Raw genomic sequence first — 23783 nt, forward strand, 5'->3', positions numbered from 1 at the left:
ACCCCGCGACAATGGGTCGCGGGGGCTCCACGGGCGGGCGCAAGATTACCAGCAGGGGGTGACATGAAAGCAATCTGATATCGTGTTTTTTTCGCTAGCTGAATCGGTATTTCGTGTATTCAGGTGAGGTTGTGTCGCCTGTTCGGGCCTCATCGCGGGGCAAGCCCGCTCCCACGCAAGTCCATGCCGCTCTCGGTCATGCGTGGGAGCGGGCTTGCCCCGCGATAAGGCCCGAGCAGGCAATAAATGAACTGTCGCCATTGCCACTGTCGAAATGTCGGATACGCAGAGCCAAGTGCCACGGCGCTATACTCGCCGCTGAATTTCTAAATCGGACTACAAGGACTCGCCCATGAAAGCGTTCGGCAAAATCCTGGGGCTGGGGCTTCTCGGGTTGTTGCTGATCATCGTGGCGCTGGGCTTCGCCCTGAGCCACCTCTTCGATCCCAACGACTACAAAGACGAAATCCGCAAGCTGGCCCGCGACAAGGCCCATGTGGAGCTGACCCTCAACGGCGACATCGGCTGGAGCCTGTTCCCCTGGCTGGGCCTGGAGCTGCACGAGGCGAGCATCGCCACGCTGAACAACCCCAAGGTGCCGTTCGCCGACCTGCAGATGCTCGGCCTGTCGGTGCGCGTGCTGCCGCTGCTGCGCCGCGAAGTGCAGATGAGCGATGTGCGGGTCGAAGGCCTCAACCTGACCCTGACCCGCGACGCCAATGGTCACGGCAACTGGGAAGACATCGGCAAGCCACTGCCGCAGCCGACCGTCGCCGGCGCACCTGCCAGCACGCCCGCCGAGGCGTCGGACACCGCACCCGCCAAACCAGAGGCCAGCGAACGTTCGGTCAAGCTTGATATCGACAGCCTGACCGTCAACAACGCCCGCGTGCTCTACACCGACGAGAAGGCCGGGCAGACCTACGGCGCCGAAAGCATCCAGCTGAGCACCGGCCCCGTGCACGAAGGCGCGAACATCGCACTAAAGGCCAGCGCCTTCCTCAGTGCCAGCCAGCCGAACATCAAGGCGCGCACCGAGCTGACCGGCGAGCTGCGCTTCGACCGCAAGCTCAAGCGCTACAACCTGGAAGACATGCGCCTGTCCGGCGAGACCTCGGGCGAGCCGCTGGCCGGCAAGACCCTGACCTTCGTCGCCCAAGGGCAGGTGCTGGTCGACCTGGCGGCCAATGTCGCGTCCTGGAGCGGCCTGAAGGTCTCGGCCAACCAGCTGCGCGCCCTGGGCGAGCTGAACGTGCGTGATCTGGACAAGGCCCCGCAGGTCAGCGGCGGCCTGTCCATCGCCCAGTTCGACCTGCGCACCTTCCTCGACGGCATCGGCCACCCGCTGCCGGCCACCGCCGACCCGGCGGCGTTCAAGAAACTGGAGCTGGTCACCCGCCTGCAGGGCACGCAGAGCAGCCTGGCCCTGGAAGACCTGGCAGTGAAGCTGGACGACAGCACCTTCACCGGCCGTGTCGCCGTGGACGATTTCGCCAAGCAAGCGTTGCGTGTGCGCCTCAAAGCCGACACGTTCAACGCCGATCGCTACCTGCCGGCCAAAAGCGAAGAGGCCAAGGGCGCCACGGCGGCACGCCAGGCCGAGGTCAAGCAGCAGGAGGCCACCGCCGTCGCTGGCGCGGGCACCACACCGCTGCCCGACGCACCGACCCAGGTGGCCTGGAGCAACGACAAGCTGTTGCCGGTCGACCGCCTGCGCGCCCTGGACCTGCAGGCCGACCTGTCGTTCGGCGCGCTGACCCTGGACAAACTGCCGATCAGCGACGCACAGCTGACCGCCAGCGGCCAGGCCGGCCTGGTCACCCTGCAGACCCTGCGCGGCGGCCTGTACAACGGCACCTTCGAGGCCAAGGGCACTGTCGATGTGCGCCCCGCCGTGCCGCAGATCGGCGTGAACACCAAGATCAATCGCGTGCCGGTGGAGCACTTCATCAAGCGCGAAAGCCCGGACCAGGCGCCGCCGGTCAAGGGCCTGCTGACCCTGAACAGCGACCTCACCGCCACCGGCAACAGCCAGAAGGCCCTGGTCGATACGCTCAACGGCAACGCCAGCTTCACCATCAACGACGGCGTGCTGGTCAACGCCAACCTGGAACAGCAACTGTGCCAGGCCATCGCCACCCTCAACCGCAAGCAGCTCAGCGGCGAACAGCGGGGCAAGGACACACCGTTCCAGGAACTGCGCGGCAGCCTGGTGGTGCGTAACGGCGTGGCCAGCAACCCGGACCTCAAGGCGCGCATCCCGGGCCTGACCGTCAACGGCCATGGCGACCTCGACCTGCGCGTGCTGGGCATGGACTACAACGTCGGCGTGATCGTCGAGGGCGACCAGCGCGCCATGCCCGACCCGGCTTGCCAGGTCAACGAGCGCTTCACCGGCGTCGAAGTGCCGCTGCGCTGCCGCGGCCCACTGGAGCTGGGCGCCAAGGCCTGTCGCCTGGACCAGGACGGCCTGGGCAAGGTCGCCGCGAAGCTGGCCGGCAACCGCCTGAAGGACAAGATCGATGAAAAACTCGAAGAGAAACTCGGAGACAAGGTGAGCCCGGAACTCAAAGATGCGCTCAAGGGGCTGTTCAAACGATGAGCCCCCAGCAGTTCTCCAGCGCCGTGCTGGACTGGTACGACCAGCACGGCCGCCACGACCTGCCCTGGCAACAGGGCATCAACCCGTATCGGGTGTGGGTCTCCGAAATCATGCTGCAGCAGACGCAAGTCAGCACCGTGCTCAACTACTTCGACCGTTTCATGCAGGCCCTGCCGACCGTGCAGGCCCTGGCCGAGGCGCCGGAGGACGAGGTGCTGCACCTGTGGACGGGCCTGGGCTACTACACCCGCGCCCGTAACCTGCAAAAAGCCGCGAAGATCGTCGTCGAGCAGCATGGCGGCGAGTTCCCGCGCAGCGTCGAGCAACTCACCGAATTGCCCGGCATCGGGCGCTCCACGGCAGGCGCCATCGCCAGTATCAGCATGGGCATCCGCGCGCCGATCCTCGACGGCAACGTCAAGCGCGTGCTGGCCCGCTTTACCGCGCAGGCAGGCTACCCCGGCGAGCCGAAAGTAGCCAACCAGCTATGGGCCACCGCCGAGCGCTTCACACCGATGACCCGGGTCAACCACTTCACCCAGGCGATGATGGACATGGGCGCCACGCTGTGCACCCGCAGCAAGCCCAGTTGCCTGATCTGCCCGTTGCAGCGCGGCTGCGAAGCCCACCTGCACGGCGAGGAGACCCGCTATCCCGAGCCCAAGCCGCGCAAGGCCCTGCCCCAGCGCAAGACCCTGATGCCGCTGCTGACCAACCACGAAGGCGCGATCCTGCTCTATCGCCGGCCCTCCACCGGCCTGTGGGGCGGCCTGTGGAGCCTGCCGGAGCTGGACAGCCTGGAACAGCTCGACGACCTCGCCTACCAGCACGGCCTGCGCCTGAGCGCCAGCCAGGCCCTGGACGGTCTGACCCACACCTTCAGCCATTTCCAGCTGGCCATCGAACCCTGGCTGGTGCGTGTCGAGCCCGTCGGCTCGCACGTGGCCGAGCCCGACTGGCTCTGGTATAACCTCGCCACCCCGCCGCGCCTGGGCCTCGCCGCCCCGGTCAAGAAGCTGCTGCAACGCGCGGCCGACGAATTGATTGCAGGAGAGAAGCCATGACCCGCACCGTGAAGTGCCGCAAGTACAACGAAGAACTCCCCGGCCTGGACCGCCCGCCCTATCCGGGCGCCAAGGGCCAGGACATCTTCGAAAACATCTCGCAGAAGGCCTGGAAGGAGTGGCAGGACCACCAGACCATGCTGATCAACGAGAAGCGCCTGAACATGATGAATGCCGAGGACCGCAAATTCATCCAGGCCGAGATGGACAAGTTCTTCGCCGGTGAGGATTACGCCCAGGCCGAAGGCTACGTTCCGCCCTCGAATTGACCCACGAATCGTAAGCGACGGAATTAATTTAAATTTTTTAGAAAAAAGTCGTTGACGGCCTCTGAGAAAATCTATTTAATTCACCCCGTCGCCCAGATAGCTCAGTCGGTAGAGCAGAGGATTGAAAATCCTCGTGTCGGCGGTTCGACTCCGTCTCTGGGCACCACCTTCAAGCTTCTGGTGGTTGCAAAGTTACCCGAAGCGACACAAAAAACCCGCCTAGTGCGGGTTTTTTGTTGTCTTCAGTTTTACCCCAGGAATCCTTCGCCCCTGGTTGATCGATATCAAAATGCCTCCCTTCGCGCCTGCATAGGATGGAAGGTGGACATTCGACCGACCCCCGCAAGGACCTCCATGAGCGAAGAATCCGCCACCCTCCTCCTGCCAGCGCCCGCCGAGGCCGACAGCAGCCCCAAGCCAGCCCCTCGCCCTCGTCGCCCACGCCAGCGCAAGCCGGCCACCAGCACCGCCGCGCAAGAGACCATCACCCAGGTCAGCCAGCAGCCCGCCGCCCTGGAAGTGGCCAATGCCCGCAAAGGCAGCAACGAAGACAGCACCTCGGCCCGCCTGCCGGCCAACTACCCCTATCGCACGCGCATGCGCCGCCAGGACTACGAGAAGGCCAAGCATGACCTGCAGATCGAGCTGCTCAAGGTGCAGAACTGGGTGAAGGAAACCGGCCAGCGCATCGTCGTGCTGTTCGAGGGCCGTGACGCCGCCGGCAAGGGCGGCACCATCAAGCGCTTCATGGAGCACCTGAACCCGCGCGGCGCGCGCATCGTCGCACTGGAGAAGCCCTCCGAGCAGGAGAAGGGCCAGTGGTACTTCCAGCGCTATGTCCAGCACCTGCCCACGGCCGGTGAAATGGTGTTCTTCGACCGCTCCTGGTACAACCGCGCCGGGGTCGAGAAGGTCATGGACTTCTGCTCGCCCCTGCAATACCTGGAGTTCATGCGCCAGGCGCCGGAGCTGGAGCGCATGCTGTGCAACAGCGGCATCCTGCTGTTCAAGTTCTGGTTCTCGGTGAACCGCGAGGAGCAGTTGCGCCGCTTCATCTCCCGTCGTGACGATCCACTCAAGCACTGGAAGCTGTCGCCCATCGACATCAAGTCGCTGGACAAGTGGGAGGACTACACCGCGGCCAAGGAGGCGATGTTCTTCCATACTGACACCGCCGATGCGCCATGGACGGTGATCAAGTCGGACGACAAGAAGCGGGCGCGGATCAACTGCATTCGCCACTTCCTGCATTCGCTGGATTATCCGGGCAAGGACCACAGCGTGGCGCATGCGCCGGATCCGCTGCTGGTCGGGCGGGCTTCGCGGGGGTTCGAGGAGGATGAGCCGGCGGTGCTGGCAGGCTGAATCGCTGGGGCTGCTGCGCAGCCCTTTCGCGGCGCAAGGCCGCTCCTACAAATCATACGCGCCCCCTGTAGGAGCGGCCTTGTGCCGCGAAAGGGGCGCAAAGCGCCCCATGCTTTCAAACGTCTATATCCACCTCGCCCAAGTGCCCACCATACGGTCCGAAACTGCGCTCGACCATCTGCCGCCGCCCCTGGTCATCGACGATCAGCACCGTGCTCGCCCGCGTCCCATAGTTCTGGCTGGCGATGAACACGCTCGACAGCAGCCTTTCGGTGGCCAGCCCCACGCCGGTCTCCGGCAACTCGCCGTCCGGCGCGGGCTGCGCATCGCCCAGCAGGGCCAATAGCCGTTGCGGATCGGCGGCCTCGAGCAATCCCTCAAGCCCACTGCGCGCCTTGACCAGCTTCGGCCACGGCGTATCCAGCCCGGCATTCGACAGCCCGTAGACACCAGGCTCCAGCAAGCGCGGCGCGGCCTCGCGGGCATGCAGGTAGCCCAGCCGCCCGCCATCGCCCACCAACAGGTTGAACCCCGAGTACTGCTCGCTGCGGCTGGCCACCTGGTCCAGGTAGGCCTCGACCCCCAGTTCGCCCTGCAGGTACGCCGCCACCAGCTCGCCCCGTGAGCGCGGCCCCGGTGGCTGGCGCGGGTCGCGGATGTTGGTCAGCGCGGCGAAGCGCCCGTTCGGCCCCACGCCAAGCCAGGTTCCGCCAGCCTCCAGGTCCCGCCCGGCATGCACGCCTGGGGCATCCTCCCAGGCGGCCAGGGCCTGGGTTGGCCGGGCATAGAACTCGTCGCGGTTGGCTGCGACGATCAGCGGCCGGGCCGTCCCCGGCCGCCAGGCGAATACGATCAGGCACATAGGTTGTCCCCTGTGTTTTCGGCCACTCTACCCGCGCCGCCGACCGCTATCCATCATCTGACACAGAGTTCACTAGAGCGCCGGGCTTGGCTTCCGTTACCATGCCGGATTGTTTTCCACTGGGGCCACGAATGGAATTCGCTCTCTATCTGCTGTTGGGCGCCTGCGCCGGGGTGCTGGCCGGGCTGTTCGGCGTCGGTGGCGGCATCATCATCGTGCCGGTGCTGGTGTTCAGCTTCACCCTGCAGGGCTTTGACCCTTCGGTGCTGACCCACCTGGCGGTCGGCACGTCGCTGGCGACCATCGTCTTCACCTCGATCAATGCCGTGCGCGAGCACCAGCGCAAGGGCGCGGTGCAATGGCCGATCTTCGCCTGGATGACCGTGGGCATCCTGCTCGGCGCGCTGGTCGGGGCCAAGACCGCCTCGCTGATCCAGGGTCCGATGCTGCAGAAGATCATCGGCGTGTTCGCCCTGGTGATCGCCGCGCAGATGGCCCTGGACCTCAAGCCCAAGGCCAGCCGCGGCATCCCCGGAAAGCCTGGGTTGACCGCCGCCGGCGGGGTGATCGGCTGGGCCTCGGCGATCTTCGGCATCGGTGGCGGTTCGCTGACCGTGCCGTTCCTCACCTGGCGCAGCCTGCCCATGCAGCAGGCGGTGGCCACCTCGTCGGCCTGCGGCCTGCCGATCGCCCTGGCCAGTGCCCTGGGCTTCATCTGGCTGGGCTGGCACGAGGAACACCTGCCGGCCCACAGCCTGGGCTACGTCTACCTTCCGGCGCTGGTCGGCATCGCGGCCACCAGCATGTTCTTCGCCCGCTACGGCGCGCGTCTGGCGCACAAGCTGTCGCCGCGTGTGCTCAAGCGCCTGTTCGCCGCGCTGCTGTTCTGCGTCGGACTCAGCTTCCTTATCTGAACCTAGAGGAAAGACAATGCTGCCTTACCCGCAGATCGACCCGGTGGCCGTGGCCCTCGGTCCACTGAAAATCCACTGGTACGGCCTGATGTACCTGATCGGCATCGGCGGCGCCTGGCTGCTGGCCTCGCGCCGGTTGAACCGCTTCGATCCGACCTGGAGCCGCGAGAAACTCTCCGACCTGGTGTTCTGGCTGTCGATGGGGGTGATCGTTGGCGGGCGCCTGGGCTACGTGCTGTTCTACGACCTGCACCAGTACCTGGCCAATCCGACGCTGATCTTCGAGGTGTGGAAAGGCGGCATGTCGTTCCACGGCGGTTTCATCGGCGTGATGCTGGCTGCGCTGTGGTTCGGCAAGCGCAACAACAAGTCGTTCTTCGAGCTGATGGACTTCGTCGCGCCGCTGGTGCCGATCGGCCTGGGTGCCGGACGCATCGGCAACTTCATCAACGCCGAACTGTGGGGCAAGGCCACCGACGTGCCGTGGGCGATGGTGTTCCCGCCGTTCAGCGACCCGGCCCAGCTGCCGCGTCACCCGTCGCAGCTGTATCAGTTCGCCCTCGAAGGTGTGGCATTATTCGTCATCCTTTGGCTGTACTCGCGCAAGCCGCGTCCGACCATGGCCGTTTCCGGCATGTTCGCGCTGTTCTACGGCATCTTCCGCTTCATCGTGGAGTTCGTGCGGGTACCCGACGCCCAGCTGGGCTACATCGCCTTCGGCTGGTTGACCATGGGTCAGTTGCTCTGCGTGCCGATGGTCGTCGGCGGCATCTTCCTGATCTGGTGGGCCTACAACCGTAAACCGTCGGCCAAGGCCACCGTCTGATTTCCACGGCAGGGGTGATTCCCTGCCGTTTTTGCTACAGGTAAGCCATGAAACAGTATCTAGATCTGGTCCGTGACGTCATCGACAACGGCACGCTGCAGGAAAACCGCACCGGCATCCGCACCATCAGCCTGCCGGGCGCCATGCTCAAGTTCGACCTGCAGAAAGGCTTCCCGGCCATCACCACGCGCAAGCTGGCGTTCAAGTCGGCGATCGGCGAGATGGTGGGCTTTTTGCGCAGCGTGAAGAACGCCGGCGAGTTCCGCGAGTTGGGCTGCAAGGTCTGGGACCAGAACGCCAACGAGAACGCCCAGTGGCTGGCCAACCCGTTCCGCCAGGGCCATGACGACCTCGGCGAGATCTACGGCGTGCAATGGCGCCAGTGGCCGGGCTACAAGCGCATCCCGCTGAGCAACCCGGCAGCCATCGAGATGGCCGAGCAGGCAGGTTTTCGCCGCATCGCCCAGGACGAAGAGGACGGCCAGGCGTTCGTCATCCTGTACAAGGCCATCGACCAGGTGCGCCAGTGCCTGGACACCATCGCCAACGACCCGGGCAGCCGCCGCATCCTGTTCCACGGCTGGAACTGCGCCCAACTGGATGAAATGGCCCTGCCGCCGTGCCACCTGCTGTACCAGTTCCACCCGAATGTCGAGACCAAGGAAATTTCCCTGACCCTCTACATCCGCTCCAACGACCTGGGCCTGGGCACGCCGTTCAACCTCACCGAAGGCGCGGCGCTGCTGTCGCTGTTCGGCCGCCTGACCGGCTACACCCCGCGCTGGTTCACCTACTTCATCGGCGACGCCCATGTGTACGAGAACCACCTGGACATGCTGGGCGAGCAGATGAAGCGCGAACCGCTGGCCGCGCCGAAGCTGGTGATCAGCGACCGGGTGCCGGCGTTCGCCGAGACCGGCAGGTACGAGCCGGAGTGGCTGGAGAAGATCGAGCCAAGCGACTTCTGGCTGGAAGGCTATGAGCACCATGCGCCGATGACGGCGCCGATGGCGGTCTGATCCAGAGATCGAATCGCCCTTTTCGCGGGTAAACCCGCTCCCACAGGCCATGCACCGCACCTGTGGGAGCGGGTTTACCCGCGAATGCTTTTCATCAGGTCAATGCCCGTGACTGCGCCCCACATGGGAATGCTCTATCTCCGGCACCGTCACCGCCCCATTGGTTTCCAGCTGCTGCAGAATTGCGCACTCCGCCCCCTGCGCATTGCACTGCTGCCTCAATTCCACCAGCTGCGCCTGCAGCGCCACCAGCCCGTCGATCCTCGCCTGCACATGCTCGATGTGCGCGTCGATCAGCGCATTGACGCTGCCGCATGAGCCGTCGGGGCTGTCGCGCAGGCCCAACAGGCTGCGGATTTCATCGAGAGTCATGTCCAGGGTGCGGCAGTTGCGGATGAAGGTCAGCCGTTCGACATGGGCCTGGGTGTAGAGCCGATAGTTGCCGTCGCTGCGGGCAGGCTCGGGCAGTAGTTGCTCACGTTCGTAGTAGCGGATGGTCTCCACGGCGCAGTCGGTGGCCTTGGCCAGTTCTCCGATCTTCATGGCAAATCTCCAGCAGAGGGCTTGACCCTATAGTGGCTACAGGGTGTTCACTTGGCAACAACCCACTCTGCGGATAACTGCAGAGGCCAGTGCTCAGTTAAGGATGATTCCATGAACCAGCCTGTCAGCCCCGACCACAAGCATGACCACGCGCATGGCCACGAGCCCCACGCCCACAGCTGCTGCTCCAGCAAGGCTGCCCCGGCCCTGGTGCAGCTGACCGAAAAGGCCAGCGCCCAGGCGCAGCTCAGCCGCTTTCGCATCGAGGCCATGGACTGCCCTACCGAACAGACGCTGATCCAGGACAAGCTGGGCAAGCTGGCCGGCATCGAGCAACTGGAGTTCAACCTGATCAACCGCGTGCTCGGCGTGCGCCACACGCTGGCCGGCACCGCCGAGATCGAGCGGGCCATCGACAGCCTGGGCATGAAGGCCGAGCCGCTGGCCGCCGAGGACGACGGCAGCGCCGTTGCGCCGCAGGCAGCCAAGACCCGCTGGTGGCCGCTGGCCTTGTCGGGTATCGCGGCGATCGCCGCAGAAATCGTGCACTTCTCCGGCAAGGCGCCGGAGTGGGTGGTTGCCGCCCTGGCATTGGCGGCGATCCTCGGCTGCGGCCTGGGCACCTACAAGAAGGGCTGGATCGCCCTGAAGAACCGCAACCTCAACATCAATGCCCTGATGAGCATCGCCGTGACCGGCGCCGTGCTGATCGGCCAGTGGCCGGAAGCGGCCATGGTCATGGTGCTGTTCACCATCGCCGAGCTGATCGAGGCGCGTTCGCTGGATCGTGCGCGCAATGCCATCGGCGGCTTGATGCAACTGGCGCCGGACCTGGCCACCGTGCAACAGGCTGACGGCCAGTGGCGCGAGCTCGACGTGCGCGAGGTGCCGATCGGTGCCCTGGTGCGGGTACGGCCGGGCGAGCGTATCGGCCTGGATGGCGAGGTGGTCAGTGGCCAGTCCAGCGTCGACCAGGCGCCGATCACCGGCGAGAGCCTGCCGGTCGAGAAGGCCGTGGGCGACAAGCTGTTCGCCGGCACCATCAACCAGGCCGGCGCGTTGGAGTACCGTGTCACCGCCGCCGCCGGCCAGTCGACCCTGGCGCGGATCATCAAGGCCGTCGAGGAGGCCCAGGGCGCCCGTGCGCCGACCCAGCGCTTCGTCGACCAGTTCTCGCGCATCTACACCCCGGTGGTGTTCGCCGTGGCCCTGGCCGTGGCGGTGATCCCACCGCTGTTCATGGCCGGCGCCTGGTTCGACTGGATCTACCGCGCCCTGGTGCTGCTGGTGGTGGCCTGCCCGTGCGCGCTGGTGATCTCGACCCCGGTGACCATCGTCAGCGGCCTGGCCGCGGCGGCGCGCAAGGGCATCCTGATCAAGGGTGGCGTGTACCTCGAAGGCGGGCGCAAGCTGGACTTCATCGCCCTGGACAAGACCGGCACCATCACCCACGGCAAGCCGGTGCAGACCGACAGCAAGGTCCTCGACCCGCTGTTCGAAGGTCGGGCCCAGGCCCTGGCCGCCAGCCTGGCTGCCCGCTCCGACCATCCGGTGTCCGGTGCCATCGCCCTGTTCGCCAAGGACCAGGGCCTGGCCTTGAGCGAGGTCAGCGAGTTCGCCGCCCTGGCCGGTCGCGGTGTGCGCGGTGATATCGAGGGCCAGACCTACCACCTGGGCAACCATCGTCTGGTGGAAGAGCTCGGCCTGTGCTCCCCGCAGCTCGAGGCGCAATTGGATGTGCTGGAGCGCCAGGGCAAGACCGTGGTGCTGTTGCTCGACCGCTCCGGCCCGCTGGCGCTGTTCGCCGTGGCCGATACGGTCAAGGACAGCAGCCGCCAGGCCATCGCCGAACTGCACGCGCTGGGCATCAAGACTGTCATGCTGACCGGCGACAATCCCCACACCGCCCAGGCCATCGCCGCCCAGGTGGGGATCGATCGCGCCGAGGGCAACCTGCTGCCGGCGGACAAGCTGGCCAGCATCGAGCGCCTGTACGGCGAGGGCCACCGGGTCGGCATGGTCGGAGACGGCATCAACGACGCACCGGCCCTGGCCCGTGCCGAAATCGGCTTCGCCATGGCCGCCGCCGGCACCGACACCGCCATCGAGACCGCCGACGTGGCGCTGATGGACGATGACTTGCGCAAAATCCCGGCGTTCGTCAGGCTGTCGCGCCAAAGCGCGGCGATCCTCACCCAGAACATCGTCCTGGCCCTGGGGATCAAGGCGATCTTCCTGGCGATCACCTTTGCCGGCATGGCCACAATGTGGATGGCGGTGTTCGCCGACATGGGCGTGAGCCTGCTGGTGGTGTTCAACGGTCTGCGGTTGTTGCGCAAGTAGCGTTGTAGGAGCGGCCTTGTGCCGCGAAAGGGCCGCAATGCGGCCTCGGCGATCTTGCATGATGCCGAGATCCTGGGGCTGCCATGCAGCCCTTTCCGGCCGGTCCGACGCCTCGGCAAGGCCGCTCCTACAGAGTACACAGCGAATCTTTCAACCAGAGGTTATCCACAATGCTGAGCGCCGAGCTCAAAGCCTTCTACATGGTGGCCCGCCTGGGCAGCATCACCCTGGCGGCGAAGAAGCTCGGGCTCAGCCAGCCGACGGTGACCACGCAGATCCGCAATCTCGAGGGTCAGTACAACGTCGAGCTGTTCTACCGCGGTGGCCGGCGCCTGGTGCTGAGCGAGGAAGGCGTGCGCCTTCTGCCGATGGTCAAGGCACTGTTGCAGCAGGAGGCCGACATCGAGTTCGAGCTGCGCAACAGCGGCCAGGCCCAGGGCAGCCTGCGCATCGCCGCCACGGCGCCCTACTACATCCTCGACCTGGTGAAGATCTTCCGCGAGCGCCTGCCCCAGGTGGAGGTGGCGGTGGAGATCGGCAACTCGCAGCAGGTGCTGGAGATGCTCGAGGATTACCGGGTGGATATCGCCGCGTCCTCGCAACTGCTCGACGATGCACGCCTGGTGCGCCGGGTGCTGGGCACCGACCCGCTGGTGGTGGCGGTGCACCGCAATCATCCGCTGGCCCAGCGTCAGGCGGTGTCCATCGACGTGGTGGCCGGGCATTGCCTGCTGATGCGCGAGCAGGGCTCGACCACGCGCAAGCTGACCGAGCAGATGATGCAGGAGGCCAACGTGAAGGCTGGAGCGCAACTAGAGATCGGCAGCCGCGAATCAATACGCGAGGCGGTGCTACGCAACATCGGCATCAGCATCATTGCCCGCCACGAGGTGCCGCATAACCCGGAGCTACGGGTGCTGGTGCTGGAGGATGCGCCGGTGATGCACGAGTACCTGTATTGCCTGAAGGAGCGGCGCCAGGCGCGGTTGCCGGCGGCTTTTCTGGGCGTGGCGCAGGAAGTGGTTGGCTCGCAGTTCTGAAACGGCCTGCAATGACCTCATCGCCGGCAAGCTGGCCTGCCGGCGATGGCGCAGTGGGTTATTTCACGTTGACGGTGATCTTCTGCGACTCGACGCTCGGCTTGAACGGCACGTGGTACTTGTCACCCAGCACCAGTTGCAGGGTGTGCTTGCCCGGCGTGAGAGTGATGCTCGCCTCGGTCTGCGCCTTGCCGAAGTGCAGCACTTGCGGACCTGCCGGCAACGGCGCGTTGTTCTCCGGCATCAGGCTGGTGGGCAGCGGCTGGTCGGCCAGGGGGGCCTTGTCCACGTCCACCAGCAGGTGGTGATGGCCAGAGTGCGGGGTCTGGTCACCCGCAGGCTTGAGGTCCATGCCTTCGATGCCGAACTTGACGGTGAAGGTCTTGTCGACCGTGGCCCCGTCAGCGGGGGAAACGATGAAGACCTTGGCGCCTTCCGGTGGCTGCTGGCTCTTCAGGGCATCCGCGGCACTGGCGAACACCGACGCCCCCATCAGCAGACCGGCGACGGCAGCACGCGAAAATAGGCTTTTCATTCACTTCTCCTGTGATTCACTTCAATTGACCGCTATCACTTAAACGAGGTGTGGCGGTACTTCACCATAGTCCAACGCGACCGGCAGAGGTTCAAAAACAGGGACAGAAATATTTCAGGGCAGAAGAAAACCTTGCCGCGACCTGGAGGTCATAGGCTGCGTTCGACCTGGCAGACGAGAAAGCCACGGCGAATGCACTTCATCTGCCGAACAAGAAAGGGGCACCCATGCGTTTGACCATTGGCATACTGCTGGCGGTACTGTTCAGCCCACTGGCCCAGGCCGAACTGATCGACGAAATCAATGACCGTGGCGAACTGCGCATCGCCGTGCTTGGCGACGCGCCACCCTATGCGTTCAAGGAGAACGAACACCTGACCGGCTTCGAGATCGAGTTGGGCCAGGCCCTGGCCAAGGAGCTGGATGTGCGGGCCGAGTTCGTCGAGATCGCCGCCGAAGAGGTGCTTCCTGGAGTGGAGAGCGGCAAGTTCGACATGACCTTCAACCAGCAAGACGCCAAACTGAGCGATAAGCTCGACGCCATTCGTACCCCGGCCAACCAGAAACTGGTGATCCCGTACCAGAAGGGTAATCCAGCCTTCGAGACGGCGGTGACCAATGCCCTGCAGCGGATCAAAGACGATGGGCGGTTGGCTGAGCTGGAAAGCAAATGGCTTACGGCTGCGCGCGAGACTAGCGCCGAACAGTAATCATGCGATCTGTCTCGGACACCTTTCATGCAAGCTCGCACTGACCTGTAGGAGCGGCCTTGCCGAGGCGTCGGACCGGCCGGAAAGGGCTGCGTAGCAGCCCCAGGATTTCAGTGTTGACGCAGAGATAGCCGGGGCCGCTTTGCGGCCCTTTCGCGGCACGAGGCCGCTCCTACAGGGATTGCGCATGGCCTGAAGAATGGATTCACCCGCAAAATCGGCTGACTACAAGCAGCTTTCAAGCAACGCTCGCTGCGCGTCTTCCAGCTCCAGCTCGCTGAACACCTGCACCCCTTCTCTACGCAGCAAGGCCGTGGTCACCCCTTCCCCCGCCACCTTTACACCGCTGAAGCTGCCGTCATAGGTCTGCAGGTTGCCACACGACGGGCTGCCGGACTTGAGCACCGCCACACGGATGCCATGCCGGCGCACCAGCTCCAGCGCCAGTCGGGCCCCGGCCAGAAACGCCTCGCTGACATCGTCGCCGGTCACCGTCAGCACCTGTGCCTGCCCATCCAGTACCTGGCCGCCCTGCCCGCCCGGAATCTCCGCAGGCGGTCGCGGCGTCGGCAAGCCACCGGCCACCTCCGGGCACAGCGGCACCACCCGGCCTTCGGCCTGCCAGCGCTGCAAGATGTCGGGATGGCCGCTGGCACGTCCGTCATAGCGTACCGGCTGGCCCAGCAGGCAGGCGCTGACCAGCACCTTCGGCCGCTCAGAACGGGTCATTGCCACGGCGCCGGAACCAGCCGGTCAACGACAGGCGCTCACGCCCTGCCGGGAGCACTTCATGCGGGACTTCACCCGACAGGAACACCACCAGGCTGCCCGCCACCGGCTGCACGTCGTGTTCGACACCGTCCTGCAGGAACATCCGCAACTGCCCGCCATCCTCCGGCTGCCAGCCTTCATTGAGGTAGAACACGGCCGACACCATGCGCCGGTCGTCGTCACGGAAACGGTCGAGATGACGCTTGTAGAAAGCCCCCGGCGGATACAGGGCAAAATGGCACTCGAAGTCCTCCAGCCCCAGGAACAAGCCCTGGTTGATGGCCTGGCGCAGGCTGTCCATCGCGCCCAGGTAGCGGTCGCAGACCGCCGACTCGCCGGGGTCGAGCCACTGGATCTGGTCGCCACGGATCGCCTCGCGTATCTCCTGCGCGGCACCGCGACCAATGCTGGCAGGGTTGAGCTCGCCTTCGGCGTGACGGCGGCGGCATTCGGCCGCCAGCGCGCGCGACAGCTCGTCGGGCAGGAAGAGAGGTTGCTGCGACCAGCCACGGGTGGCCAGGTCGTCGACGATCGTCGACAGCAGCGGATGTTCGAAAGGAGTGTGCATGGCGCATCATAGCCATTCGGCAATCGCTCGCACAGCGCCACTTGGTCAGGAAGCGCCGCTGGCGACTCGACAAAGCCCCGCCACGCCTAGGACAATAGCGGCCTGCCGACAGGAGTCCTGAATGCGCCGTCTGTTTTCCCTGCTTCTGCTGATGATCTGCACCATGCCTGTCTGGGCAGACAGTCTCGATCAGCTGTACAAGGCCGCCGGCTGGCCCGACCAGCGCGCCCATTTCAACGATGCCGTGAGCGCCGCCCAGCAGCGCTACCGCAACAGCCTGCCGCCTGCCGTCTACCAGGCGCTGGTCAACAACAGCAACCAGCGCTTCCAGGCCCAGGCCATGGACCGCCGGGCCCAGGCGCAGTTGCGCACCAACCTGGCGAACCCCTCGCCGGCCCTGGCGTTCTTTCAGTCGCCGCTGGGGCGCAAGGTGGTGGCCGCCGAGCTGCTGGCCACGCGCAAGGACCAGCTGGCCAAGAACGCCAAGGGCCTGCCGAAGGTCCAGGCCAGCGACAACCGCCTGCTGATCGTCGGCCATCTGGCCCAGGCCTTGCCGGCCCGCGAAGCCGGGGCCGAGGTCAGCCTGGCAATTGCCGGGGTGGCGGCCGACAGCCTGAGCTCGATGCTGCCCGGCCTGTTCGGCGGCGGTCAGGCGCAGAACCTGCTCGATGGCCAGCGCCAACACCTGATGAACCAGGTCGGCGAAGACCTGAACAATACCCTGCTGTACGTCTATCGCGACCTGTCGGATGCCGAGCTGGAGCAATTTGCCACCTTCGCCGAATCCACCGACGGCCAGGCCTACTACAAGGCGGCGGTAGCGGCGGTACGCGCGGCCCTGGCCGTGGGCCAGAACGCCGCCGAGCTGAAGTGATCAGCCCAGGCGCTGGGCGATGAAGTCAAAATAGCGCTGACGGATGCCTGGCAGCTCGTTGGCCAGGTGATGCCGCGCCTCGGGCAGCATGAGGATCTGCGGCTCGGCGAACTTGGCCTTGAGCACCTTGAGGTTGTAGGGCCAGTCCACCGTGCCGTCCGCCTCGCCCTGCACGATCAGGGGCTGGCGCGTGCTGCGTGGCGCGGCTTCGATACGCCGGACCCACTTCATCAGCGCCCCGACCCAGGCAGTCGGCAGACGCCGGGGCTGCAGCGGATCGGCCTCGAGAAAGAGCAGGAATGCCGGGTCGTTGGTGTTCTCGCTGAAGCGCCGCTCGATGCCATTGACGAAGTGACGCAGCACCCGATAGCTCAGTTTCGACCAGTGCCAGGCACGCGGGCGCACCAGGGGCGCCAGCAAGATCACCTGGCCGTCGACCGGGCTGCGCTCGCCCTGATGCAACAGGTGATCAACCGCGATCGCCCCGCCGGTGCTCTGTCCACACAGATGCCAGGGGCGTGGCAGTTCCAGCAGGCGGGCCTGCTCGAACAGTGCATCAAGCACCTGCTGGTAGATGCCGAAGTCGTCGATACTGGCCCGCTCGCCGCTGGACAACCCATGGCCGGGCAGGTCGCAGCCGATCACCGCGTAACCCTGGCCCAATGCCCACGCGATCACATGCCGGTACAAACCCATGTGATCGTAGTAGCCGTGCAGCAGGAACAATGTCGCCACCGGTTGCTCCGGCAGCCAGAGCTGGCCGACCAGATCGAAGCCCGCCACCTGGAAGCCGCCCAGCCAACTGTGCGCGGGCAGATCCAGGCCGTAGAAGCGCTGGTAGGCCTGGCCCTGGGCGGACAATGGCTGGCGATCGACGAGGGGCGACAGGCTGGTACGCAGCGGGTCGGGATTGAAGCTGGCGGGCATCGGTACATCCAGTGTGCAGCAAGTATTGATCTGCGATATTCAGCTCTGGGCCGCGTCATGGCAAGCTGCACCCCCACTCATCGGGCAGCCCGGCTCCTGTGGGAGCGGGTTTACCCGCGAATACGATGGTACAGCCACCGCCGCATTCGCGGGTAAACCCGCTCCCACAGAAGCCTGTGTCGCTCCAAGGCTCTGCGGACCGCCCATGCCAACCCGAAACACCAGGACTTTATTCGCCACACTCTGCGCTCTACTCTGCGCCACCGTCCTCTGGTGGGCCTACGACAGCTTCCAGTCCCGCTACCTGCGCACCTTCGACAACCAGACCACCTTCTTCGACGGCAGCCAACTGCGCCTGCCCCCCGAGCTGGCAGGCCCGGGCCCGATCCGCGTGGTGCACTTCTGGGACCCGGCCTGCCCCTGCAACGTCGGCAACCAGCAGCACCTGGGCGAACTGGTCGAGCACTTCGCGCCGCAAGGCGTCAGCTTCCATGTCGTGCAGCGCCCGGGCAGCCACGGCCAGTTGCCGGCCAACCTCGCCGCGCTCAAGCCCCTGACCAGCCTGCCCGGCAGCGAGCAACTGCCGGCCACCCCCGCCGTGGCGATCTGGGACCGCGACGGCAACCTCGCCTACTTCGGCCCCTACAGCGAAGGCGCGGTGTGCAACTCCAGCAACAGCTTCATCGAGCCGATCCTCACGGCGCTGAATGAAGGCCGCCGGGTGCAGGCGTCCAATACCCTGGCAGTCGGCTGCTATTGCCCCTGGACCGAATGAAGCGCCCACGCGCTGTTTTCCGCCGAGGGACATGAAAGTGCCTTCCGGGGCTATGCTCAGTTCGCGCATCCGCCGATGATCGGCGCACATTTTTCGCTCGAACGTACAAGGAGTCTCGATGAAGCGCAGCCTGACCTTGCTGGCGGTGGTGATCGCCGTGGCCGCCGCAGGCGCCGGTTTCTGGTACGTGCAAGGCAAACAGCCGCAACGTGACGGCGAGGTGGCCGTCGGCGGATTGCAGGCGCCGGTCAGCGTGCGTTTCGATGCCCGCGGCGTGCCGCACCTGCAGGCGCAGAACGAGCAGGACCTGTACCGCGCCCTGGGCTACGTGCATGCCCAGGACCGCCTGTTCCAGATGGAGATCATGCGCCGCCTGGCCCGCGGCGAGCTGGCCGAGGTGCTGGGCGAGAAGCTGCTGCCCACCGACACCCTGTTCCGCAGCCTGCGCATCCGCGACCAGGCGGCCCTGATGGCGCAGCGCCAGGACCGCCAGTCGCCGGCCTGGCAGGCGCTGCAGGCGTACCTGGACGGCATCAACCAGTGGCAGGCCGGCCATCCCAAACCGATGGAGTTCGACCTGCTCGGCATCCCGCCACGCCCCTTCACCGCCGAGGACACCCTGAGCATCGCCGGCTACCTCGCCTACAGCTTCGCCGCGGCATTCCGTACCGACCCTGCGCTGACCTACATCCGCGACCAGCTCGGTCCTGACTACCTGAAGATCTTCGACCTCGACTGGCAGCCCGACGGCGCCGTGGCCACGCCCCTGGCCGCCGCCGACTGGCGCAGCCTCGAGCAGCTGGCGCGGCTGAGTCACGACGCCCTGGGCGACGCCGGCATCCCGCAGTTCGAAGGCAGCAACGCCTGGGCCGTGGCCGGCAGTCGCACCCGCAGTGGCCGGCCGCTGCTGGCGGGCGACCCGCATATCAGCTTTGCCGTACCGGCAATCTGGTACGAGGCGCAGCTGTCGGCGCCGGGGTTCAACCTGTATGGCTACTTCCAGGCACTCAACCCGTTCGCCCTGCTCGGTCACAATCGCGACTTCGGCTGGAGCCTGACCATGTTCCAGAACGACGACGTCGACCTGGTTGCGGAGCGGGCCCATCCGCAGGACCCCGAGCAGGTGATGGTCGATGGCCGCTGGCAGCCACTGGAAAAGACCGAGCAGAAGATCGCGGTCAAGGGCGCTGAGCCCGCCAGTATCACCCTGCGTCGTTCACCCCACGGCCCGATCGTCAACAGCGTGCTCGGCGATACCGCAGGCCCGACGCCCATCGCCATGTGGTGGGCGTTCCTGGAAACCGACAACCCGATCCTCGAAGGCTTCTACCAGATCAACCGCGCCGACACCCTGGGCAAGATGCGCGAGGCGGCGGCCAAGGTCCAGGCGCCTGGATTGAACCTGGTATGGGCCAACGCCCGGGGTGACATTGGCTGGTGGGCAGCGGCGCGCCTGCCGATCCGCCCGGACGGCGTCAACCCGGCGTTCATTCTCGATGGCGCCAGCGGCCAGGCCGCCAAGCCGGGCTTCTACCCGTTCAGCGCCAATCCGCAGCAGGAGAATCCGGCCAGCGGCTACATCGTCTCGGCCAACTACCAGCCACCCGGCGCAATCCCCGTGCCCGGCTACTACAACCTGGCCGATCGCGGTCGTCAGCTCGATCGCCAGTTGAGCGACCCGGACATCAAGTGGGACACCCAGAACAGCCAGGCCCTGCAACTGGACACCAGCACCGACTATGGCCCGCGCACCCTGGCGCCGCTGCTCGGCACCTTGCGCAATATCGCCCAGGACGACGAGGAGAAGGAGCTGGTCGAGCAGTTGGCTGCCTGGCGCGGTGATTATCCGCTGGACTCCACCAGTGCCACGCTGTTCAACCAGTTCCTCTACGAACTGGCGTTCGCCGCCCTGCACGACGAGCTGGGCGACACCTGGTTCCCGGTGCTGATCAGCACCCGCGCCATCGACGCCGCCCTGCCGCGCCTTGCCGCGGACCCGACATCGCCCTGGTGGAACCAGCGCGGCGCCAGCGAACGCACCGACCGTGGCGCCATCGTGCGCCAGGCCTGGCAACGCAGCCTCAAGCACCTGCGCGAGACGTTCGGCAAGGATCCGGCCAGCTGGCAATGGGGCAAGGCCCACACCCTCACCCACAACCATCCGCTGGGGGTGAAGAAGCCGCTCAACCTGCTGTTCAATGTCGGCCCGTTCGCCGCCCCCGGCACCCACGAGGTGCCGAACAACCTGTCGGCGAAGATCGGCCCGGCGCCCTGGCCGGTCACCTATGGGCCTTCAACCCGCCGAGTGATCGACTTTGCCGACGCAGGCGCCGCGCTGACCATCAACCCGGTAGGGCAGAGTGGCGTGCCGTTCGACCGGCATTACGGCGATCAGGCCGAGGACTATATCGAGGGGCGCTATCACAAGGCGCGGATGGGGGTGATTCCGGCGCAGAGTACGTTGCGGCTAGTGCCGGGTAATTGATTCGCCCCATCGCGGGGCAAGCCCGCTCCCACGCATGACCTTTGCCACCTGTTGGGGCAAGCCCGCTCCCACGTACGACCTTTGCCACCTGTGGGGGCAAGCCCGCTCCCACGCGTGACCTTTGCCATCTGTGGGGGCAAGCCCGCTCCCACGCTTGACCTTTGCCAGTTGTGGGAGCGGGCTTGTCCCGCGATCAGCAGACGAGGCTCAACCCTGCCACTTGCCGCCTTCGACGATGACGCTCTCAGGCTTGGTGTCGTCGCTCAGTTCCTTGCGCACGTACTGGTCGTACAGCTTGAGCAGGAATTTCTCCTCGCCCAGCTTGGCCAGCTCGCTGTTCACCCAGTCACGCAGCTCGGTGTTGCCCTTCTTCACTGCCGGAGCAATCGGCGCCTCGTCGCCCAGCAGCTGCGGCAGCACGCGGTAGCCTGGGTTCTGCTTGGCCCAGCTGAACAGGATCAGGTTGTCCTGGGCATAGGCATCGCCACGACCATTGGCCAGGGCGGCCAGCGACTCGGTGTTCTTCTCGAACTTGAGCAGCTTCCAGTCCGGGTGATTCTTGGTCAGCCAGATATCGGCGGTGGTGCCGGTGGTGACGATGATGGTCTTGTCGGCCAGGTCGTCGAGCTTCTGTACCGGGCTGCCGTCGGCGACGATTGCCTGCACCGCCACGCGCAGGTTGGGGTTGGTGAAGTCCACCGCGTCCTTGCGCTCGGGGGTGACGGTCATGTTGGCGAGGATCAGGTCAACCTTGTCGCTCTGCAGGAACGGAATGCGGCTGGCGGGCTCGACGGCGACGAACTCGACCTTGCTTTCATCGCCCAGCAGGTCCTTGGCGAAGCGGCGGCCGATGTCGGTGTCAAAGCCCACGTAGCGGCCGCTTTCATCGACGAAGCCGAACGGTGGCTTGTCGGTGAACACGCCGACGATCAGCTTGTCGCGGGCCTTGATGGTTTCCAGGTAGCTGGTGGCCGGCGAGGCCGCGGCGGGCTTGGCCGGGTCTTCGGACTTGTTGCAGCCGACCAGCAGGGCCAGGCCAAGCAGTGGAGCGAGCAGTTTGGCGAACGGGGCAGTCTTCATGACAGTTCCTTGTGCAGTGTCTTGGGCAGGCTTTCGACGAACGAGAATTTCTCCAGGAACTGCTGCGCGCGTGCGGTCTGCGGTTGGGTGAAGAAGCGCTCAGGGTGGTTCTGTTCAAGGATCCTGCCGGCCTCCATGAACACGATGCGATCGGCCACCGCGCGGGCGAAGGCCATTTCGTGGGTGACGATGAGCAGGGTCATGCCTTCGCGGGCCAGGCCCTGGATCACCTGCAGCACTTCCTTGACCATTTCCGGGTCGAGGGCGGCGGTGACCTCGTCGAACAGCATCACCTGGGGGTTCATGCACAGCGAGCGGACGATGGCGATGCGTTGCTGCTGGCCACCGGAAAGCTGGCGGGGAAAGGCGTCGCGCTTGTCCAGCAGGCCTACCCGGGCCAACAGCGCCTCGGCCTGGGCCTGGGCCTCGCGGCGTTCGCGCTTCTGCACCTTCAGCGGGCCCAGCAGCAGGTTGTCGATCACGCTCATGTGGCCGAACAGGTGGTAGCTCTGGAACACCATGCCGACCCGCTGGCGCACCTGGCGCCAGTCGGTGCCGGGGCCGAGCAGCTCCTGGCCGTCGAGGCGCAGGCTGCCGCCCTGGGCCTCCTCCAGGCCATTGAGGCAGCGCAGCAGGGTGCTCTTGCCGCAGCCGCTGGGGCCGAGAATCACCACCACCTCGCCGGCCTGGACCTTGAGGTCGACGTCCGCGAGCACCTGGTGCTGGCCGAAGAACTTGTTGAAGCCTTGGAATTCGATCAATGGATTCATGCGTGGGCCCAGCGACGCTCCAGCACGCGGGAAGCGGCCGACAGCGGATAGCAGACAAGAAAGAAGAACAACAACAGTGCGCCGTAGATCAGCACCGATTCGTAGGTGCGCTCGATGATCTGCTGCCCCGCCTTGATCACTTCGACCACGCCGATCAGCACCGCCAGCGAGCTGGTCTTGATGATCCGCGTGTAGATGTTGATGGTCGGCGGGGTCATGCGCTTGAGCGCCTGGGGCAGCAGCACGTAGCCATACAGCTGCCAGCCGCCAAGGCCGATCGACAACCCCGCCTCACGCTGCCCGCGTGGCAGCGACTGCAAGGCGCCGCGCACCACCTCGCCGACCTCGCTGGCACCCCACAGGCCCAGCACCAGCACCGCGCACCAGAAGCTGGGAATGCTCAGGCCGAAGAAGATCGGCAAGCCGAAGAACACCAGGTACAGCCAGACCAGCACCGGGATTGCCCGGAACAGTTCCAGGTACACCTGCAGCAGGATGTTCAGCCAACGGTTGCCGAGGGTCGCCAGCACGCCGTAGAGCACGCCGCCCAAGGTGGCGAACAGGATGCCCAGGGCCGAGATCGCCAGGGTCTGCCAGGCGCCCGTGGCCAGTTGCGGCAGCGAAACCAGCAACAGCTCAATGCCCGAACTGGCCATGTTGCAGCCTCCGTTCCAGGTAGCGCAGCAGCAGCGACAGCGGCAGGAAGATCAGCACGCAGAGCAGGGTCAGCACGGCGAGCATTTCGTAGGTCTTGTAGTACAGGGCGATGTAGTTCTTGGTGGTGTAGAGGATCTCCGGCACCGCCACCGCCGACACCACGGTGGTCTCCTTGAGCAGGAAGATGAAGTTGGCGAACAGCGCCGGCAGGCTGAGGATGCCGGCCTGGGGCAGGATCACATGGCGCAGCAACTGGCCCTCGGAGAGCCCGATGGAGCGCCCGGACTCCAGCTGCGCCCGTGGCACGGCCTCGACCCCGGCGCGCAGCACCTCGGTGAGATAGGCACCGCCCATGAAGGTCATGGTGATGATCGCGGCGGCAAAGCCCGACACTTTCACGCCCAGGCCGGGCAAGGCGAAATAGACGAAGAACAGCTGGATCAGCAGCGGTGTGTTGCGGGCCAGTTCCACGTAGCCCTTGACCAGGCGCCACAGGTACGGCGTGCGCAGCACCAGGATCGTCGCGTTGAGCAGGGCCACCAGCAACGAGGTGACGATGGCGATCGCCCCGACTTGCAGGGTGACACCAACGGCCTTGAAGAAGGCCGGCAGTGTGCTAAGCATGAAAGCGGTGTCGAAGCTCATGGAAGGGGCCTCGACACGAGGTCACGAAGGTACGGCATGGGGCAGGTCCAGGATCGGCACGAGGGTGGCTCGGCGTCGTTTCACCAATAGTGGCGCTGTGCCGGTAAGCACGATTCCTAGACTCTAAAGGTATAAAAAT

Annotated in this window: 23 protein-coding genes and 1 tRNA gene; 14 read left to right on the forward strand and 10 right to left on the reverse strand. The window is 65.6% G+C overall.

From position 1 onward, the window contains the following. Positions 1-352: 352 nt before the first annotated feature. The 5 genes from AC0MAZ_RS02070 (at position 353) to ppk2 (ending at position 5300) form a co-directional block, all read left to right on the forward strand. Complete coding sequence (locus AC0MAZ_RS02070; protein WP_475860014.1) at positions 353-2602, forward strand: AsmA family protein; 2250 nt, start codon at positions 353-355, stop codon at positions 2600-2602. Then, positions 2599-3666: an A/G-specific adenine glycosylase gene (gene mutY / locus AC0MAZ_RS02075; RefSeq protein WP_232855013.1), complete on the forward strand. Its 1068-nt coding sequence runs from the start codon at positions 2599-2601 to the stop codon at positions 3664-3666. Before AC0MAZ_RS02070 ends, mutY begins: the two co-directional genes overlap by 4 nt. Then, a complete protein-coding gene (locus tag AC0MAZ_RS02080) occupies positions 3663-3935 on the forward strand; it encodes an oxidative damage protection protein (RefSeq protein ID WP_110734368.1) in 273 nt (90 codons plus the stop codon). The genes mutY and AC0MAZ_RS02080 overlap by 4 nt, the downstream gene beginning before the upstream one ends. Before the next feature lie 90 nt (positions 3936-4025). Beyond that, positions 4026-4101, forward strand: a tRNA-Phe gene (locus AC0MAZ_RS02085). A 188-nt stretch (positions 4102-4289) separates the two neighbouring features. Next, the gene (gene ppk2 / locus AC0MAZ_RS02090; RefSeq protein ID WP_232855012.1) at positions 4290-5300 is read left to right on the forward strand and encodes a polyphosphate kinase 2; all 1011 of its coding nucleotides are present in this window, start codon (positions 4290-4292) and stop codon (positions 5298-5300) included. Positions 5301-5415: 115 nt separating this feature from the next. Here ppk2 and AC0MAZ_RS02095 read toward each other — a convergent pair whose 3' ends face one another. Further along, positions 5416-6162: an NRDE family protein gene (locus AC0MAZ_RS02095; RefSeq protein ID WP_232855011.1), complete on the reverse strand. Its 747-nt coding sequence runs from the start codon at positions 6160-6162 to the stop codon at positions 5416-5418. A 131-nt stretch (positions 6163-6293) separates the two neighbouring features. Here AC0MAZ_RS02095 and AC0MAZ_RS02100 point away from each other — a divergent pair, with 131 nt between their 5' ends. The 3 genes from AC0MAZ_RS02100 to AC0MAZ_RS02110 are packed head-to-tail and all read left to right on the forward strand — an operon-like array spanning position 6294 to position 8921. Then, the gene (locus tag AC0MAZ_RS02100) at positions 6294-7076 is read left to right on the forward strand and encodes a sulfite exporter TauE/SafE family protein (RefSeq protein WP_050707397.1); all 783 of its coding nucleotides are present in this window, start codon (positions 6294-6296) and stop codon (positions 7074-7076) included. 16 nt (positions 7077-7092) lie between these two features. Continuing rightward, a complete protein-coding gene (gene lgt, locus AC0MAZ_RS02105) occupies positions 7093-7902 on the forward strand; it encodes a prolipoprotein diacylglyceryl transferase (protein ID WP_186732418.1) in 810 nt (269 codons plus the stop codon). A gap of 47 nt (positions 7903-7949) precedes the next feature. Then, the gene (locus tag AC0MAZ_RS02110) at positions 7950-8921 is read left to right on the forward strand and encodes a thymidylate synthase (protein ID WP_475860016.1); all 972 of its coding nucleotides are present in this window, start codon (positions 7950-7952) and stop codon (positions 8919-8921) included. Positions 8922-9020: 99 nt separating this feature from the next. Here AC0MAZ_RS02110 and cadR read toward each other — a convergent pair whose 3' ends face one another. Next, positions 9021-9464 carry a cadmium resistance transcriptional regulator CadR gene (gene cadR / locus AC0MAZ_RS02115; RefSeq protein WP_475860017.1) on the reverse strand — a complete coding sequence of 148 codons (444 nt, stop codon included), beginning with the start codon at positions 9462-9464 and terminating at the stop codon, positions 9021-9023. Positions 9465-9575: 111 nt separating this feature from the next. Here cadR and AC0MAZ_RS02120 point away from each other — a divergent pair, with 111 nt between their 5' ends. Beyond that, positions 9576-11807 (forward strand): heavy metal translocating P-type ATPase, encoded by a 2232-nt coding sequence (locus AC0MAZ_RS02120; protein WP_234560624.1) that lies wholly within the window; start codon positions 9576-9578, stop codon positions 11805-11807. A 170-nt stretch (positions 11808-11977) separates the two neighbouring features. Continuing rightward, on the forward strand, positions 11978-12847 hold the full coding sequence (locus AC0MAZ_RS02125; protein WP_203649644.1) for a LysR family transcriptional regulator: 870 nt from the start codon (positions 11978-11980) through the stop codon (positions 12845-12847). 58 nt (positions 12848-12905) lie between these two features. On the opposite strand, the gene AC0MAZ_RS02130 is transcribed toward AC0MAZ_RS02125, so the two are convergent. After that, complete coding sequence (locus AC0MAZ_RS02130) at positions 12906-13382, reverse strand: DUF4399 domain-containing protein (protein ID WP_475860018.1); 477 nt, start codon at positions 13380-13382, stop codon at positions 12906-12908. A 227-nt stretch (positions 13383-13609) separates the two neighbouring features. Here AC0MAZ_RS02130 and AC0MAZ_RS02135 point away from each other — a divergent pair, with 227 nt between their 5' ends. Further along, a complete protein-coding gene (locus AC0MAZ_RS02135) occupies positions 13610-14092 on the forward strand; it encodes a transporter substrate-binding domain-containing protein (protein ID WP_232855006.1) in 483 nt (160 codons plus the stop codon). 225 nt (positions 14093-14317) lie between these two features. Here AC0MAZ_RS02135 and AC0MAZ_RS02140 read toward each other — a convergent pair whose 3' ends face one another. Together AC0MAZ_RS02140 and AC0MAZ_RS02145 are read right to left on the reverse strand one after the other, a co-directional pair. Then, a complete protein-coding gene (locus AC0MAZ_RS02140; RefSeq protein WP_475860020.1) occupies positions 14318-14821 on the reverse strand; it encodes a 2-thiouracil desulfurase family protein in 504 nt (167 codons plus the stop codon). Beyond that, complete coding sequence (locus AC0MAZ_RS02145) at positions 14808-15431, reverse strand: 2OG-Fe(II) oxygenase (protein ID WP_232855005.1); 624 nt, start codon at positions 15429-15431, stop codon at positions 14808-14810. Before AC0MAZ_RS02145 ends, AC0MAZ_RS02140 begins: the two co-directional genes overlap by 14 nt. A gap of 121 nt (positions 15432-15552) precedes the next feature. On the opposite strand from AC0MAZ_RS02145, the gene AC0MAZ_RS02150 reads away from it, so the two are divergent. After that, positions 15553-16305, forward strand: coding sequence for a DUF2059 domain-containing protein (locus AC0MAZ_RS02150; protein ID WP_475860022.1), 753 nt, complete (start codon positions 15553-15555; stop codon positions 16303-16305). Here AC0MAZ_RS02150 and bipL read toward each other — a convergent pair whose 3' ends face one another. Further along, positions 16306-17232, reverse strand: a complete 927-nt coding sequence (gene bipL / locus AC0MAZ_RS02155; protein ID WP_475860023.1) for a phospholipase BipL — start codon at positions 17230-17232, stop codon at positions 16306-16308. 205 nt (positions 17233-17437) lie between these two features. On the opposite strand from bipL, the gene AC0MAZ_RS02160 reads away from it, so the two are divergent. Then, entirely contained in the window at positions 17438-18007 is a 570-nt protein-coding gene (locus AC0MAZ_RS02160; RefSeq protein WP_475860025.1) for a DUF6436 domain-containing protein, read from the forward strand. Positions 18008-18125: 118 nt separating this feature from the next. Further along, positions 18126-20492, forward strand: a complete 2367-nt coding sequence (locus AC0MAZ_RS02165) for a penicillin acylase family protein (protein ID WP_475860027.1) — start codon at positions 18126-18128, stop codon at positions 20490-20492. 207 nt (positions 20493-20699) lie between these two features. Here the strand turns inward: AC0MAZ_RS02165 and AC0MAZ_RS02170 are convergent, their stop codons facing one another. From AC0MAZ_RS02170 to AC0MAZ_RS02185, 4 genes are read right to left on the reverse strand one after another with little or no spacing between them, the layout of a single operon-like run. After that, positions 20700-21572: a transporter substrate-binding domain-containing protein gene (locus tag AC0MAZ_RS02170; RefSeq protein WP_203649622.1), complete on the reverse strand. Its 873-nt coding sequence runs from the start codon at positions 21570-21572 to the stop codon at positions 20700-20702. Beyond that, entirely contained in the window at positions 21569-22342 is a 774-nt protein-coding gene (locus tag AC0MAZ_RS02175) for an amino acid ABC transporter ATP-binding protein (protein ID WP_254464430.1), read from the reverse strand. Before AC0MAZ_RS02175 ends, AC0MAZ_RS02170 begins: the two co-directional genes overlap by 4 nt. After that, positions 22339-22998: an amino acid ABC transporter permease gene (locus AC0MAZ_RS02180; protein ID WP_232855000.1), complete on the reverse strand. Its 660-nt coding sequence runs from the start codon at positions 22996-22998 to the stop codon at positions 22339-22341. Before AC0MAZ_RS02180 ends, AC0MAZ_RS02175 begins: the two co-directional genes overlap by 4 nt. Beyond that, positions 22979-23644 carry an amino acid ABC transporter permease gene (locus AC0MAZ_RS02185; RefSeq protein WP_203649614.1) on the reverse strand — a complete coding sequence of 222 codons (666 nt, stop codon included), beginning with the start codon at positions 23642-23644 and terminating at the stop codon, positions 22979-22981. Before AC0MAZ_RS02185 ends, AC0MAZ_RS02180 begins: the two co-directional genes overlap by 20 nt. Between the last annotated feature and the right edge of the window lie 139 nt (positions 23645-23783).

Source organism: Pseudomonas sp. A, from assembly GCF_056270345.1.